Below are 13,087 nucleotides of genomic sequence, written 5' to 3'. Positions count from 1 at the left end.
CGCGGCGCGGCGCACCTCGGCGCGCTCGGCGGCGGTGCGCTTGACGGGTCGTGCGGGCCGTTCGCCCGGCGGGCAGGGTTCGATCTCGCTGCCGTCGACGGGGTTCACGGTGAGCAGGAAGTCGCCGGACACGAGCTGGACGGTGCGGGCGAGCGCGGGCGCGGGCTGCCCGAAGTCCGGTGTCAGAGGATCGCGCGGTGGACGCACGGGACGTGCCGAATCGTCGTCGTTGATGCCGTCATGGCCGTACTCTTCCGGTCCCCGGTTCATCGGGTCCATGGTCAAAGCCCCCCAGATGCGTTGTGTACACAGCCCCCTCCGGCCTTGTGCACACTGCGCTGTCGCTTCTGGTCCGGTGCCCCCGCTCGGGCGTCTGTCTTCGTCATGACGGTGGGCGACCGAACCCTAGACCTTCGCTCAGTATCTACGAACGGGCGGGGTACCGCGCCGTCCGAGACGTCACAGTCTCGTGAGGATTGTGCGCGAGATGCGTTTCACACCCAGATCGCCTGGGGATCATCGCGGATCACACGCGGGGAAGCGATTCCACCCCGATGCCGCCCTCGATGGCAAGGATCCGGTGCAGTCGCGTGGCGACGAGCAGGCGCTGCATCTGGGGCGGCACACTGCGCAGCACGAGCCGGCGTCCGCACCGTCCCGCGCGCCGGTGCGCGCCCATGATGACGCCGAGTCCCGTGGCGTCCCACGAGTCGAGTTCGGACAGGTCGAGCACCAGGTCACCGGCTCCGTCGTCGACGGCCGAGTGCAGGACCGTTCGGGCGTCCGCCGCGCTGCGTACGTCGAGGCGTCCCCCGACGACCAGCTGGGCCTGGTCGCCCCTGATGTGCATATGCGCTCCCCGAGAGTGCTGAGTTTCCTGTGACGTCTGTTCCGTAAGGCGTCTGCGTATGTCACTGCAACTGACTGCCGCATGGGCAAGGAAGTTGCCGTCTGTAAGCGAACCGATACCGAATTCACTCCGAGGGGTGACCCCGCAAGGGAGGATGCAGACGTCAGTGCTTGTAGAACCCCTGCCCGCTCTTGCGGCCGATGTCACCGGCGTCAACCATCCGGCGCATCAGCTCGGGCGGCGCGAACTTCTCGTCCTGGGACTCCGTGTAGATGTTGCTCGTGGCGTGCAGCAGGATGTCGACGCCCGTCAGGTCGGCGGTCGCGAGCGGTCCCATGGCGTGTCCGAAGCCGAGCTTGCAGGCGATGTCGATGTCCTCGGCGGTGGCGACGCCCGACTCGTAGAGCTTCGCGGCCTCGACGACGAGCGCCGAGATCAGACGGGTCGTCACAAAGCCCGCGACGTCGCGGTTCACGACGATGCAGGTCTTGCCGACGGACTCGGCGAACTCCCTTGTGCGGGCGAGGGTTTCGTCGCTGGTCTTGTAGCCGCGCACCAGCTCGCACAGCTGCATCATCGGCACCGGCGAGAAGAAGTGCGCGCCCACGACCCGCTCCGGACGCTCCGTCACGGCCGCGATCTTCGTGATCGGGATGGCGGAGGTGTTGGACGCGAGCACGGCGTCCTCGCGCACGATCTTGTCGAGCGTACGGAAGATCTCGTGCTTGACCTCGAGCTTCTCGAAGACGGCCTCGACGACGATGTCCGCGTCGGCGACGGCGTCCATGTCGGTGCTCGTCGTGATGCGCCCGAGCGCCGCCTCCGCGTCATCGGCGGCGAGCTTGCCCTTGCTCACGAACTTGTCGTACGACGCCTTGATCCCGTCGGTGCCACGGGTCAGGGCCTCATCGGTGACGTCGCGCAGGACGACGTCCCAGCCCGCCTGGGCGGAGACCTGAGCGATGCCGGACCCCATGAGTCCGGCTCCGATGACGGCGAGCTTCCGTGCCACTGTTCCGACTCCCCTACCGCTTATCACGCCTGGCTTACACGCTGTTTACGTTTGGCCTTTGGGCGGACATTAGCGGTCGTGAGCGGTCGAGTGGCCGTGAAGTAATGCGCGTCACGTCTCAGATGACGGACATCACACTGGTACGCCTCATTCGGGCCCCCGCACCGCGTAGTTGAGGACCTTTTCGCCGAGCAGGTCCTCCATCTCGTCCAGCAGGACGAGGGCATCGCGGGACACGTCGGCGGGCTTGCGGCACTTGGCCATCTCGTCGCCGATCCACGCCATGAGCGTGCTGTGGACCCAGGAGAGCTGACCCGCGATCAGTCCGGGCATGGGGTCGCCCTCGGCGGCCCCCGCCTCCTCCGCGAGGGTCTTCGCGAGGTGGCCGAGCGCCTGCTGCTGGATCTCCCAGAGCCGGGAGCGCAGGGGGTGGGCTTCGGTGATGACCTTCATGAAGTCGGCCCAGCCCGAGAAGAGACCGACGTGGGGTGACACGCCCTCGACGTCCGAGCGCAGCGCGCGCAGGACCGCGGCGGCGGCGGACTCCCCTACGCGACGGCTGCGTACGTAACCGGAGAGCCGGTCGACGACGGCCTCGCCGCGGTCGAGGAAGAGGTCCTCCTTGACCGGGAAGTAGTTGTAGACGGTATTCACGGAGACGTCGGCGGCTTCCGCGACCTCCGCGACGGTCACCGTGACGAAGCCGTGCTCCAGGAAGAGCCCCGTCGCGATGTCCGAGATCCGCTGCTTGGTCTGCCGCTTCTTGCGCTCCCTGAGTCCTTCAGCCATGGGTCCACCCTACGACCACTGGCTAGGGCAACTGAAAACTTGGTGTCATTGCAAAATTTAAGAGACTCTGTTTTTGTGGTCGCCATGGCAATCATCAGCACGGCCGGACTCACCCAGACCTTCCGGACCAAGCGCGGCACCGTCGAGGCCGTGCGCGGCATCGACCTGACCGTCGCCCCCGGCGAGATCCTCGGCTTCCTCGGACCCAACGGCGCGGGCAAGACGACGACGCTGCGCATGCTCACCACGCTCCTGGCGCCCACCGGCGGCGCCGCCACGGTCGCGGGCCTCGACCTGGCCCGCGACCCGGCCGCCGTACGGCGCAAGATCGGGTACGTCGCCCAGTCCGGCGGCGTCGACCTCAACATCTCCGTACGCGAGGAACTGGTCACCCAGGGCCGCCTCTACCGCCTGACGAAACCCCAAGCCGCCACGCGTGCCCAGGAGTTGGCCGCCGACCTGGACCTCACCGACCTCCTCGACCGCAAGTGCGCGACCCTCTCCGGCGGCCAGCGGCGGCGGCTCGACATCGCCATGGGGCTGATGCACAGGCCCGATGTGCTCTTCCTCGACGAACCGACCACCGGGCTCGACCCGGGCAGCAGGGCCGACCTGTGGGCGCTCGTGCGGCGGCTGCGCGACGACCACGGCACCACCGTCGTCCTGACCACGCACTACCTCGACGAGGCCGACGCGCTCTGCGACCGCCTCGTCGTCATCGACAAGGGCGTCGTGGTCGCCGAGGGCACGCCGAGCGCGCTCAAGCTCCGGTACGGCGGCTCCATCGACGCCTCGCTCCAGGACACGTTCCTGGCCGTCACCGGGCGCGACCTCACCCCCAAGGACACGGCGCCCGTCGCCGTCTGAGCCCTCGATGCCCTAACGCCCTCAATGCCCTCACGCCCTCAAGACCCCAGGACGACCTCACATGTCTGCGTTTCTGTCCGACACCGCGCTGATCTTCGGGCGGTACGCCCGTCAGACCCTGCGCTCCAAGTTCCAGATCCTCTTCGGCGTCCTGATGCCGCTGCTCTACCTGCTCTTCTTCGGCCCGCTCCTGACCGACCTGCCGCTCGGCTCGCGCGGTGACTCCTGGCAGGTGCTCGTGCCGGGGCTGCTGCTCCAACTCGGCCTGTTCGGCGCCTCGTACAGCGGATTCGCGATCATCATCGAGAAGCAGTTCGGCGTGGTGGAGCGGATGCGGGTGACGCCGGTCAGCCGGCTCGCGCTCCTTCTCGGGCGGGTGCTGCGCGATGCCGCGCTCTTCGTCTTCCAGGCGGTGCTGCTCGTCCTCGCGGCCGTGGTGATGGGGCTGCGGGCGCCGCTCGCCGGCATCCTCATCGGCTTCGCGTTCGTGGGGGTCCTGACGGTCGTCCTCGCGTCCCTCTCGTACGCGCTCGCGCTGCTCGTCTCCAAGCCGCACGAGTTCGGGCCCGTCATCAACGCGGTCAGCATGCCCTCGATGCTGCTCTCCGGCCTGATGCTGCCGATGGCACTGGCGCCGGGCTGGCTGGACGTGCTCTCGCACTTCATGCCGTTCCGCTATCTCGTGGACGCGGTGCGGGCCGCCTATGTGGGCGAGTACGCGAGTACGGCGATGCTGTACGGCGTCCTGACGGCCGCCGCGCTCACGCTCGGGTCCGTGACGGTGGGCACACGCGTCTTCCGGAAGGCGGGCGCATAACTAGGCTGACCTCATGGTCAATCTGACGCGCATCTACACCAGGACCGGCGACCAGGGCACGACGGCCCTCGGAGACATGAGCCGGACCGCCAAGACCGATCTGCGGATCTCGGCGTACGCCGACGCCAACGAGGCCAACGCCGCGATCGGTACGGCGATCGCGCTCGGTCAGCTCGACGAAGAGGTCGTGAAGGTCCTTGTCCGGGTCCAGAACGACCTCTTCGACGTGGGCGCCGACCTCTCGACGCCGGTCGCCGAGAACCCGGAGTACCCGCCGCTGCGGGTCGAGCAGTTCTACGTCGACAAGCTGGAGGCGGACTGCGACCGCTTCAACGAGGAGCTGGAGAAGCTGCGCAGCTTCATCTTGCCGGGGGGCACGGCGGGCGCGGCGCTGCTGCACCAGGCGTGCACGGTGGTGCGGCGGGCCGAGCGGTCCGTCTGGGCCGCCTTCGAGGTCCATGGGGCCAGTAAAGAAGGTGGCAGTATGAATCCCCTGACCGCCACGTATCTGAACCGCCTCTCCGACCTCCTGTTCATCCTGGCCCGTACGGCCAACAAGGAGGTCGGGGACGTGCTGTGGGTGCCGGGCGGCGAGCGTTAGAGCTTGCTCAGGAAGCTCGGCCGGTCGTCCTTGGCGGACTCCATCGACGGTGCCTTCTTCGGGAAGACCGTGTACGTCGCGGCGATGGCCACGTTGATGCCGATCAGCCACAGCATCCTCTGCTGCCACATCCGCAGCGAGCCGATGTCGCCGTCACCCCCGACGTACCAGACCGCGCCCTGCAGCAGCGCCATGGCGATCAGTCCTGCCAGGATCCAGCGGGCGGCGAGCTTCCACTCGTGGATGGCGCGGGCCATGCCGTACTTGGGGGTCGACGGCGGCGGGCCGCCCGCGAAACGGTGGGCGACGCGGACGTCCACCCACTTGATCGTGTAGTGGCCGAGCGCGATGGAGTAGCCGATGTAGACGGCGGCCAGACCGTGCTTCCAGTCCGGCTCCGCGCCGTTCTTCAGGTCGATCGCCGTGACGACGAAGAGGACGACCTCCAGGACCGGCTCGCAGAGCAGTACGGCGATGCTCGCGCGCGGCATCTTCGCCCAGTACCGCAGGGCAAGGCCACCGGCCAGCAGCAGCCAGAAGCCGACCTCGCAGATGATGATCAGTACGACGATCACGGTTCGCTCCTCTCGGTCACCTTTCCAGGCTCCCGTCGGCGAGGCCGCTGATCGTCGTCGCCAGTGACGAAGTTCGACTGCATCCTTCGATGTAGCGCGCGGTTCCTCCCTCAGAATCAGGCACTGCCCCGGCGCGCCGTGTTGGATGGACGCATGGCCCCGTCCCTCCCCCGTCCCGCCCGCGTCGACGTACAGATCGCCGTGACCTGCGTGCTCGCCGGGCTCGCATGGTGGGGAATCGGGCTCCACATGCAGACGGACCGGCTGCTCGGCGACACATGGGCGCTGATCCCGCTCTTCGTCCTCGGCGGACTCGAGCTGCTGCGCAGCAGCATGCCGCAGACCGCCCTGACCCTCGGCACGCTCGCGCTGGTCGCCGATCAGTTCACCGCGGGAAATCTGGCGTCGGTCATGATGTTCACGGACATCGTGTACGCGGCCGTGGTCTACGGGACACCCGCCTCCGCCCGCCGCATCCCGGTCACCACGGGGGCGATCACGGTGGCCGTGACGGTCGGGTTCCTCGCCTGGTTCCGTGAGCCGGAGGCGATCCTCATCGGCGTCGTCACGGGTCTCGTATCCTTCGGCCCTGCCTGCACCGGTGTTCTCGTACGCAATCATCGCGAGGCAGCCGAGGCCGCGCGCCTGCGTGCCGAACAGACCGCGCTGCTCGCCGAGATGGACCGCGTGCAGGCCATCACCGCCGAGCGTGCCCGGATGGCCCGCGAGCTGCACGACATGGTCGCCAACCACCTCTCGGCGATCGCCATCCACTCCACGGCCGCGCTCTCCCTCGACGACCCGAAGACCACCCGCGACGCACTGGCCGTCATCCGCGAGAACAGCGTCGAGGGCCTGGCCGAGATGCGCCGCCTCATCGGGATCCTGCGTGACGCCGGCGACGACCGGGAGCCGACGGCCGCCCCCACCCTGGACGGCCTCGGTGCCCTGATCGGCAACGCACGTACCAATGGTCTGGACGTCACCCTCGACGACACCCGCGCCCCGGACGGCCCCAAGCTCCCCGCGCCCGTCGAGCTCGCGGCGTACCGCATCGTCCAGGAGTCCCTGACCAACGCCCTCAAGCACGCATCGCCCGGCCTGGTCACGGTGACCCTCGCCCAGCGCGCCCGCGCCCTGGACGTCCACGTGACCAGCCCGTACGGCTCCCCCGCCGGGCCACGCGCGCCCGGATCGGGAGCCGGTCTGGTCGGCATGCGGGAGCGCACCGAACTCCTCGGCGGCACCTTCGATTCGGGCCCCGAGAGCACCCCTGACGGCAAGGTCTGGGAAGTCCGTGCCACCTTGCCCGTCGACCCAGCAGACCAAGGAGCTTCCGTATGATCCGAGTGCTCGTCGCCGAGGACCAGTCCGCCGTACGGGCGGGACTCGTCCTGATCCTGCGCAGCGCCCCCGACATAGAGGTGGTCGGCGAGGCGTCGGACGGCGAGGAGGCGGTGGCGCTCGCCCGTGAGCTGAGGCCCGATCTGGTGCTCATGGACATCCAGATGCCGCGCCTTGACGGAGTATCGGCGACCCGTCAGGTCGTCGCCGATGGGCTCTCGGACGTGCTCGTCCTGACCACCTTCGACCTCGACGAGTACGTCTTCGGTGCGCTGCGCGCGGGCGCCAGCGGGTTCCTCCTGAAGAACACCGAGGCCAAGGACCTCCTGGAGGCGGTCCGTACGGTCGGGCGCGGCGAGGGCCTGATCGCACCGGCCGTCACCCGGCGCCTGATCGCCGAGTTCGCCGCCCCGAAGACCGTGCGACCCGCGCGCCGCGAGAACGGACCCGATCCCGCCATCCTCGACACCCTCACCCGCCGCGAGCGCGAGGTGCTCGCGTGCCTCGGCGAAGGGCTCTCGAACGCGGAGATCGCGGGCCGTCTGGACATGGCGGAGGCGACGGTGAAGACCCACGTCAGCAGACTGCTGGCCAAGCTGGAGCTGCGCAGCAGGGTCCAGGCGGCCGTGCTTGCCCAGGAGTTGGGCGTATAGGTCGCGAGAGCGGGGTCCGGGCCGACGCAATCCGGCCAATGGTTCAGACCTCTTGACCGCTGGTCCAGACCTTTCTATTCTCACCGCACTGCGGTGAGCACTCCCCCACGTGTTCCACGTGCTCACGGGCGGCGCAGGGATCCACCCCTATGACCCCCCGGATCTCACCCGAGGAGCACACCTTGCGCACCTTGCGCTTCAGACACAGAGCCGTGGCAGGCCTCACCACCCTGCTGCTCCCGCTCGCCACCCTGGTCGCACTCGGCGGCCCCGCCGAAGCCGCACCGGAAGCCGCCCCCGCAGCCACCGCCACGTACGCCAAGACCCAGGACTGGGGCACCGGCTTCGAGGGCAAGTGGACCGTCAAGAACACCGGCACCACCTCCATCAGCTCCTGGAACGTCGCGTGGGACTTCCCCACCGGCACGAAGGTGACCTCCGCCTGGGACGCCACCGTCACCAACTCCGGCAACCGCTGGACCGCCAAGAACCTCGGCTGGAACGGGACGCTCGCGCCCGGCGCCTCGGTCTCCTTCGGCTTCAACGGCTCGGGCCCCGGCTCCCCCGCCAACTGCACACTCAACGGCGGCAGTTGTGACGGCGGCAGCGTGCCCGGCGACAACCCTCCCTCGGCACCCGGCACCCCCACGGCGTCCGACATCACCAACACCTCGGTGAAGCTCGCCTGGAGCGCGGCCACCGACGACAAGGGCGTCAAGAACTACGACGTCCTGCGCGACGGCTCCAAGGTCGCGACGGTGACCGGGACTTCGTACGCCGACAGCGGCCTCACCGCGGGCACCGACTACTCCTACACGGTCCAGGCCCGCGACACCGCGGACCAGACAGGACCGGCCTCCGGCGCCGTCAAGGTGCACACCACGGGCGGCGGCGACCCCGGCCCCGGGCCGGGTGACAAGGTCAAGCTCGGCTACTTCGCCCAGTGGGGCGTCTACGGCCGCAACTACCACGTGAAGAACATCGACACCTCGGCCTCCGCCTCCAAGATCACCCACATCAACTACGCCTTCGGCAACGTCCAGGGCGGCAAGTGCACCATCGGCGACGCCTACGCCGACTACGACAAGGCCTACACCGCCGACCAGTCCGTCGACGGCAAGGCCGACACCTGGGACCAGCCCCTGCGCGGCAACTTCAACCAGCTGCGCAAGCTCAAGGCCAAGCACCCGAACCTCAAGGTCCTCTGGTCCTTCGGCGGCTGGACCTGGTCCGGCGGCTTCACCGACGCGATGAAGAACCCGGCCGCCTTCGCCAAGTCCTGCCACGACCTGGTGGAGGACCCGCGCTGGGCCGATGTCTTCGACGGCATCGACCTGGACTGGGAGTACCCCAACGCCTGCGGCCTGACCTGCGACACCAGCGGCCCGGCCTCGATGAAGAACATGATGCAGGCGTTCCGCACCGAGTTCGGCAAGGACTCCCTGGTCACCGCCGCGATCACCGCCGACGGTTCGAGCGGCGGCAAGATCGACGCTGCCGACTACGGCGGCGCCTCGCAGTACGCCGACTGGTACAACGTGATGACGTACGACTTCTTCGGCGCCTGGGCGGCCAAGGGCCCGACGGCCCCGCACTCGCCCCTCACCTCGTACCCCGGCATCCCGCAGGCCGGCTTCAACTCCGCCGACGCGATCACGAAGCTGAAGGCGAAGGGCGTCCCCGCCGCCAAGCTCCTGCTCGGCATCGGCTTCTACGGCCGCGGCTGGACGGGCGTCACACAGAAGGAGCCCGGCGGCACGGCTACTGGCGCGGCGCCCGGGACGTATGAGGCGGGCATCGAGGACTACAAGGTCCTCAAGAACAGCTGCCCGTCCAACGGCACCATCGCGGGTACCGCCTACGCACACTGCGGCACCAACTGGTGGTCGTACGACACCCCGGCGACGGTCAAGAGCAAGATGGCCTGGTCGAAGCAGCAGGGCCTGGGAGGCGCCTTCTTCTGGGAGTTCAGCGGGGACACCACCAATGGCGAGTTGGTGTCTGCCATTAATGACGGTCTGAAGTAGCCCGTCCCGCATAGACGAAGCCGGGTGAGACAAGTACGCCCCTTGTCTCACCCGGCTTCTTACGTTCATCTGCGGGCCGTATGTGGCTGGTCGCGCAGTTCCCCGCGCCCCTAAAGGGGCGCCCCAGCTAGGCCACGTTTACGCGCTGGCCCGGCGGTGCTGCCTCCAGCCAGGCGAGGAAACCGGTGAGCGCGTCCTCGCCCATCGCCAGCTCAAGGCGGACGCCGCGGTGCAGACAGCCCAGCACGATCGCGTCGGAGAGCAGCGCAAGCTCCTCCTCGCCGTCCGGGGCGCGCCGGTCGACGACCTCGATGGCCGAGCGCTCAAGGACCCGGCGAGGCCGGGGAGCGTACGAGAAGACGCGGTACCACTCGATCCGGTCGCCGTTGTAGCGGGCGACGCCATACCCCCAGCCCTTGCCGGAGGTGTCGCCCTTCTCCGGGGCGTTCCAGCGCAGGCTGCAGTCGAAGGTGCCGCCGGACCGCTGGATGAGCCGGCGCCGCAGCCCGAAGACGAAGAGCCCCACCAACAGCAGCACGACCAACACGAGTCCGCACACGAGCAGAGTGAGGATCATCGGCACCGACCTCCTCGCCTCTTCGAAACGGACCAACAGAATTGCACCCGCATTGCCTCAGCCGCGACCCGGTCCGGATTGCTCCGGACCTGGCCGCGGCTGAGTCACGTCAACGCCGACGCGCCTGGTTTCAGCGCGACGACACCGCCCGCAGTCGGACGTCCGCGCGACGCTCGGCGGAGGCGTCGGCCTCCGACTTCGCGCGCTCGAGCGCCCGCTCCGCACGCTGGACATCGATCTCGTCCGACAGCTCGACGATCTCAGCAAGCAGTGACAGCTTGTTGTCCGCGAAGGAGATGAATCCTCCGTGGACGGCGGCGACGACAGTGTTGCCGTCGCTCGTACGAATGGTCACAGGGCCCGACTCCAGCACACCGAGAAGCGGCTGGTGACCGGGCATGACGCCGATGTCGCCGGACGCGGTACGCGCAACGACCAGGGTGGCCTCGCCGGACCAGACACTGCGGTCCGCGGCGACCAGCTCGACATGCAGCTCAGCAGCCAAGAGTGGCTCCTCGGGTCACCACCCGGCGGCTTCGCCGGGTGTTGGGTCAAATTCTAGTGGGCGTATCGGGAGGGGCGGGACGCACCCACCCCTCCCGGGAGAATCAGCGTCAGGAAACGCCGAGCTCCTTGGCCTTCGCCTTGAGGTCCTCGATGCCACCGCACATGAAGAACGCCTGCTCGGGGAAGTGGTCGTACTCACCGTCGATGATCGAGTTGAACGCGGCGATCGACTCGTCGAGCGGCACGTCCGAACCGTCCAGGCCGGTGAACTGCTTGGCGGCGTGGGTGTTCTGCGACAGGAAGCGCTCGACGCGACGGGCGCGCTGAACGACCAGCTTGTCCTCTTCGCTGAGCTCGTCGATGCCGAGAATCGCGATGATGTCCTGGAGGTCCTTGTACTTCTGCAGGATTCCCTTGACGCGCATGGCGGCGTCGTAGTGGTCCTGCGCGATGTAGCGCGGGTCCAGGATGCGGGACGTCGAGTCCAGCGGGTCCACCGCCGGGTAGATGCCCTTCTCCGAGATCGGACGCGACAGCACGGTCGTCGCGTCGAGGTGCGCGAAGGTCGTGGCCGGGGCCGGGTCGGTGAGGTCGTCCGCGGGGACGTAGATCGCCTGCATCGAGGTGATCGAGTGACCACGCGTCGAGGTGATGCGCTCCTGGAGGAGGCCCATCTCGTCGGCCAGGTTCGGCTGGTAGCCCACCGCGGAGGGCATGCGGCCGAGCAGGGTCGAGACCTCGGAACCGGCCTGCGTGAAGCGGAAGATGTTGTCGATGAAGAACAGCACGTCCTGCTTCTGCACATCGCGGAAGTACTCCGCCATGGTCAGACCGGCAAGGGCGACACGAAGACGCGTGCCCGGCGGCTCGTCCATCTGGCCGAAGACCAGGGCGGTCTTGTCCAGAACTCCCGACTCTTCCATCTCGTCGATGAGGTCGTTGCCCTCACGAGTGCGCTCGCCGACACCGGCGAACACGGAAACGCCCTCGTGCAGCTTGGCCACACGCATGATCATTTCCTGGATGAGGACGGTCTTGCCGACGCCCGCTCCACCGAACAGACCGATCTTTCCACCCTTGACGTACGGGGTGAGAAGGTCGACGACCTTCAGGCCGGTCTCGAACATCTCGGTCTTGGACTCGAGCTGGTCGAAGGCCGGGGCCTTGCGGTGGATCGGCCAGCGCTCGGTGACGTCGGCCTCGGCCTCGGGGTGGTTCAGGATCGCACCGAGGGTGTTGAACACCTTGCCCTTGGTGATGTCACCGACGGGGACGGTGATGCCCGAGCCCGTGTCGGTCACCGCGGCCTGGCGGACCAGACCGTCGGTGGGCTGCATCGAGATGGCGCGGATGATGCCGTCGCCGAGGTGCTGGGCAACCTCGAGCGTCAGCGTCTTCTTCTCGCCGTCCTTGGCCGGGTCGGCCACCTCGACGTGCAGGGCGTTGTAGATCTCCGGCATCGCGTCGACGGGGAACTCCACGTCGACGACCGGGCCGATCACCCGGGCGACGCGGCCCGTGGCAACGGCCGTATCAACAGTGGTCGTCATTACTTGTCACTCCCCGCAGAAGCGTCGGCCAGGGCACTGGAGCCACCGACGATCTCGCTGATTTCCTGGGTGATTTCGGCCTGGCGGGCCGCGTTGGCAGAACGGGTGAGAGCGTTGATCAGGTCACCCGCGTTGTCGGTCGCCGACTTCATCGCGCGGCGCGTGGCGGCGTGCTTGGAAGCAGCCGACTGGAGCAGCGCGTTGTAGATACGGCTCTCGACGTAGCGCGGCAGCAGGGCGTCAAGGACGTCCTCCGCCGACGGCTCGAAGTCGTACAGCGGGCGGGCCTCGTCCGTCGTGCCCGCCTCCTCCGCGACCTTGTCGAGACTGAGCGGGAGCAGCCGGTCACCGGTTGCTTCCTGCGTCATCATCGAGATGAACTCGGTGTAGACGATGTGGAGTTCATCCACGCCGCCCTCGGCCGTGTCCTTCTCGATGGCCTCGATCAGGGGTGCGGCGATCTCCTTGGCGTCCGAGTAGGAAGGGGCGTCCGTGAAGCCCGTCCACTGCCCGGCGATCTTCCGCTCACGGAAGTTGTAGTGCGCGATGCCACGGCGGCCGACGATGTACGTGTCGACCTCCTTGCCCTCGTCCTGCAACTTCTTGGTGAGCTTCTCCGCACCCTTGATGGCGTTGGAGTTGAAGGCGCCGGCCAGGCCGCGGTCGCTCGAGAGGAGCAGGACAGCGGCCCGGGTCGGAGCCTCGGCCTCGGTGGTCAGCGGGTGCTTGTCGTTGGCACCCGTGGCCACCGCGGTGACCGCGCGCGTGAGCTCGGTCGCGTACGGAGTGGAGGCGGTCACCTTGCGCTGTGCCTTGACGACACGCGAGGCGGCGATCATCTCCATCGCCTTGGTGATCTTCTTGGTCGCGGTGACGGATTTGATGCGACGCTTGTAGACCCGGAGCTGGGCTCCCATG

General features: G+C 68.1%; 14 protein-coding genes and 1 pseudogene. 6 read left to right on the top strand and 9 right to left on the bottom strand.

Annotated elements, in window-relative coordinates:
• The 4 genes and pseudogenes from ABD378_RS42725 to ABD378_RS42710 form a co-directional block, all read right to left on the bottom strand.
• Positions 1-279 (bottom strand): annotated as a pseudogene (locus ABD378_RS42725) (ATP-binding protein); the annotation flags it as partial.
• Positions 280-526: 247 nt separating this feature from the next.
• Positions 527-850, bottom strand: coding sequence for an STAS domain-containing protein (locus tag ABD378_RS42720; RefSeq protein ID WP_160507247.1), 324 nt, complete (start codon positions 848-850; stop codon positions 527-529).
• Between the two features lie 163 nt (positions 851-1,013).
• A complete protein-coding gene (locus ABD378_RS42715) occupies positions 1,014-1,862 on the bottom strand; it encodes a 3-hydroxyacyl-CoA dehydrogenase family protein (RefSeq protein WP_344530689.1) in 849 nt (282 codons plus the stop codon).
• Between the two features lie 147 nt (positions 1,863-2,009).
• Positions 2,010-2,651: a TetR/AcrR family transcriptional regulator gene (locus tag ABD378_RS42710; protein WP_344530687.1), complete on the bottom strand. Its 642-nt coding sequence runs from the start codon at positions 2,649-2,651 to the stop codon at positions 2,010-2,012.
• Positions 2,652-2,735: 84 nt separating this feature from the next.
• On the opposite strand from ABD378_RS42710, the gene ABD378_RS42705 reads away from it, so the two are divergent.
• The 3 genes from ABD378_RS42705 (at position 2,736) to ABD378_RS42695 (ending at position 4,936) form a co-directional block, all read left to right on the top strand.
• Entirely contained in the window at positions 2,736-3,518 is a 783-nt protein-coding gene (locus tag ABD378_RS42705) for an ABC transporter ATP-binding protein (RefSeq protein ID WP_344530685.1), read from the top strand.
• A gap of 61 nt (positions 3,519-3,579) precedes the next feature.
• The gene (locus tag ABD378_RS42700) at positions 3,580-4,335 is read left to right on the top strand and encodes an ABC transporter permease (protein WP_344530682.1); all 756 of its coding nucleotides are present in this window, start codon (positions 3,580-3,582) and stop codon (positions 4,333-4,335) included.
• A gap of 13 nt (positions 4,336-4,348) precedes the next feature.
• Positions 4,349-4,936 (top strand): cob(I)yrinic acid a,c-diamide adenosyltransferase, encoded by a 588-nt coding sequence (locus ABD378_RS42695; RefSeq protein ID WP_344530680.1) that lies wholly within the window; start codon positions 4,349-4,351, stop codon positions 4,934-4,936.
• Here ABD378_RS42695 and ABD378_RS42690 read toward each other — a convergent pair.
• On the bottom strand, positions 4,933-5,511 hold the full coding sequence (locus ABD378_RS42690) for a hypothetical protein (protein ID WP_344530678.1): 579 nt from the start codon (positions 5,509-5,511) through the stop codon (positions 4,933-4,935). The genes ABD378_RS42695 and ABD378_RS42690 overlap by 4 nt on opposite strands.
• A gap of 153 nt (positions 5,512-5,664) precedes the next feature.
• Between ABD378_RS42690 and ABD378_RS42685 the strand changes: the two genes are divergently transcribed.
• The 3 genes from ABD378_RS42685 (at position 5,665) to ABD378_RS42675 (ending at position 9,535) form a co-directional block, all read left to right on the top strand.
• A complete protein-coding gene (locus tag ABD378_RS42685; protein ID WP_344530676.1) occupies positions 5,665-6,855 on the top strand; it encodes a sensor histidine kinase in 1,191 nt (396 codons plus the stop codon).
• Positions 6,852-7,508, top strand: coding sequence for a response regulator (locus ABD378_RS42680; RefSeq protein WP_344530674.1), 657 nt, complete (start codon positions 6,852-6,854; stop codon positions 7,506-7,508). The genes ABD378_RS42685 and ABD378_RS42680 overlap by 4 nt, the downstream gene beginning before the upstream one ends.
• 191 nt (positions 7,509-7,699) lie before the next feature.
• Positions 7,700-9,535 (top strand): glycosyl hydrolase family 18 protein, encoded by a 1,836-nt coding sequence (locus tag ABD378_RS42675; protein WP_344530696.1) that lies wholly within the window; start codon positions 7,700-7,702, stop codon positions 9,533-9,535.
• Between the two features lie 127 nt (positions 9,536-9,662).
• On the opposite strand, the gene ABD378_RS42670 is transcribed toward ABD378_RS42675, so the two are convergent.
• The 4 genes from ABD378_RS42670 to ABD378_RS42655 all read right to left on the bottom strand — a co-directional run bounded on the left by ABD378_RS42670 (position 9,663) and on the right by ABD378_RS42655 (position 13,086).
• The gene (locus ABD378_RS42670) at positions 9,663-10,112 is read right to left on the bottom strand and encodes a DUF2550 domain-containing protein (protein WP_344530672.1); all 450 of its coding nucleotides are present in this window, start codon (positions 10,110-10,112) and stop codon (positions 9,663-9,665) included.
• Between the two features lie 130 nt (positions 10,113-10,242).
• Positions 10,243-10,617 carry a F0F1 ATP synthase subunit epsilon gene (locus tag ABD378_RS42665; protein ID WP_344530670.1) on the bottom strand — a complete coding sequence of 125 codons (375 nt, stop codon included), beginning with the start codon at positions 10,615-10,617 and terminating at the stop codon, positions 10,243-10,245.
• 109 nt (positions 10,618-10,726) lie between these two features.
• Complete coding sequence (atpD, locus tag ABD378_RS42660; RefSeq protein ID WP_344530668.1) at positions 10,727-12,169, bottom strand: F0F1 ATP synthase subunit beta; 1,443 nt, start codon at positions 12,167-12,169, stop codon at positions 10,727-10,729.
• On the bottom strand, positions 12,169-13,086 hold the full coding sequence (locus ABD378_RS42655; protein WP_344530666.1) for a F0F1 ATP synthase subunit gamma: 918 nt from the start codon (positions 13,084-13,086) through the stop codon (positions 12,169-12,171). The genes atpD and ABD378_RS42655 overlap by 1 nt, the downstream gene beginning before the upstream one ends.
• Position 13,087: the final 1 nt, after the last annotated feature.

The organism is Streptomyces rectiviolaceus (assembly GCF_039533825.1).
Taxonomy (GTDB): domain Bacteria; phylum Actinomycetota; class Actinomycetes; order Streptomycetales; family Streptomycetaceae; genus Streptomyces; species Streptomyces rectiviolaceus.
The sequence above is the reverse complement of the archived record's forward strand: the minus strand, read 5'-3'. Positions and strand labels throughout refer to the sequence as shown.

Excerpts from the sequence above, each read along its gene's own strand:
- ABD378_RS42720 (WP_160507247.1), bottom strand. The coding sequence starts at position 850 with ATGCACATCAGGGGCGACCAGGCCCAGCTGGTCGTCGGGGGACGCCTC.
- ABD378_RS42710 (WP_344530687.1), bottom strand. The coding sequence starts at position 2,651 with ATGGCTGAAGGACTCAGGGAGCGCAAGAAGCGGCAGACCAAGCAGCGG.
- ABD378_RS42705 (WP_344530685.1), top strand. The coding sequence starts at position 2,736 with ATGGCAATCATCAGCACGGCCGGACTCACCCAGACCTTCCGGACCAAG.
- ABD378_RS42700 (WP_344530682.1), top strand. The coding sequence starts at position 3,580 with ATGTCTGCGTTTCTGTCCGACACCGCGCTGATCTTCGGGCGGTACGCC.
- ABD378_RS42695 (WP_344530680.1), top strand. The coding sequence starts at position 4,349 with ATGGTCAATCTGACGCGCATCTACACCAGGACCGGCGACCAGGGCACG.
- ABD378_RS42685 (WP_344530676.1), top strand. The coding sequence starts at position 5,665 with ATGGCCCCGTCCCTCCCCCGTCCCGCCCGCGTCGACGTACAGATCGCC.
- ABD378_RS42680 (WP_344530674.1), top strand. The coding sequence starts at position 6,852 with ATGATCCGAGTGCTCGTCGCCGAGGACCAGTCCGCCGTACGGGCGGGA.
- ABD378_RS42670 (WP_344530672.1), bottom strand. The coding sequence starts at position 10,112 with ATGATCCTCACTCTGCTCGTGTGCGGACTCGTGTTGGTCGTGCTGCTG.
- atpD (WP_344530668.1), bottom strand. The coding sequence starts at position 12,169 with ATGACGACCACTGTTGATACGGCCGTTGCCACGGGCCGCGTCGCCCGG.
- ABD378_RS42655 (WP_344530666.1), bottom strand. The coding sequence starts at position 13,086 with ATGGGAGCCCAGCTCCGGGTCTACAAGCGTCGCATCAAATCCGTCACC.